The organism is Mycobacterium sp. IEC1808 (assembly GCF_002101935.1).
GTDB lineage: Bacteria > Actinomycetota > Actinomycetes > Mycobacteriales > Mycobacteriaceae > Mycobacterium.
Window position 1 is genome coordinate 1 of record NZ_LQPV01000063.1, and the last position, 1,197, is coordinate 1,197.

The 1,197-nt window shown below is 71.7% G+C and carries 1 protein-coding gene; it reads left to right on the forward strand.

Going from position 1 to position 1,197, the window contains the following annotated elements:
• A partial coding sequence (locus tag AWB92_RS24625) for a 13E12 repeat family protein (RefSeq protein ID WP_142282298.1) occupies window positions 1–1,197 on the forward strand: 1,197 nt, incomplete at both ends.

Below are 1,197 nucleotides of genomic sequence, written 5' to 3' on the forward strand. Positions count from 1 at the left end.
GGTGGCCGAGCGGCTCGAGACCCAGCAGCGGACCAACCGGGGGTTGATGTATCGGTTCTTCGGTGAGATCGCCGAGCCGCCCGACGGCGCGGAGTCCAGCCCGGGGCTACGGGGTCGGGTGTGTGCGCGGCTGCGTATCACTCCGGGGGAGCTGACGCGCCGGTTTCGGCTGGCGGCCCGGATTCGGCCGCGGCGCTCGCTGACCGGCCCGCCCCTGGCGCCCGAACTGGAAGCGCTGGCCGGCGCGGTCGAGGCCGGCGCACTCGGTGAGGACCACATCCGGGTGATCTGTCACGCGGTGGATGTGCTGCCCGCCGCGGTGTCACCGGCCGACGTCGCCGAGGCCGAACGCGTCCTGGTCGAGCATGCGTCGAAACTGGACTCCGCCGTGGTGACCCGGCTAGGGCAGCGCATCGCCGACTACCTCAACCCCGACGGGAATTTCACCGACGAAGACCGGGCCCGCCGGCGCAGCCTGCGGCTGGGCCCGCAAGGCCCCGATGGCATGTCCCGACTCACGGGGCTGCTCGACCCCGAGGCCCGCGCCTACTTCGAAGCCATCGAGGCCGCGGTGCGCCCTGGATTCCGCCAACCCGACACCAGCCCCGCCGAGGAGCGCGACACCCGCAGCCAAGCTCAACGCGGCCACGACGCCCTCAAACTGGCCCTGCGGACCGCGATCGGCTCGGGGAACCTCGGCACCCACCGCGGCCATCCGGTCACCGTGGTCATCACCACCACCCTGGCCGAACTCGACCGGGCCGCCCACGCCACCGTCAACCCCGCCATCGCGATGCCCGCCCCAGCGCGCACCGGCGGCGGCTCCCGGCTCCCCATGCCCGATCTGATTCGGATGGCGGCCAACGCGATTCACTACCTCGCGGTGTTCGAGGACCACACCGCCCGGCCGCTGTATCTGGGCCGGCAAAAACGCCTCGCCACCACCGACCAACGCCTCATCTGCCACGCCCGCGACCACGGCTGCACCCGCCCCAACTGCCTCGAATCGGGCTACCACTCCGAAGTCCACCACGCCCCCGACTGGGCCCAAGGTGGACAAACCGACGCCGACAAACTCTTCTTCGCCTGCGGCCCCGACCACGCCGGCGCCACCAACGGCGACTACCACACCGAAGTCACCAACACCGGACGCCTCGCCTGGACCGACGGCACCAGCCCGCCCGAAATCAACCAGGG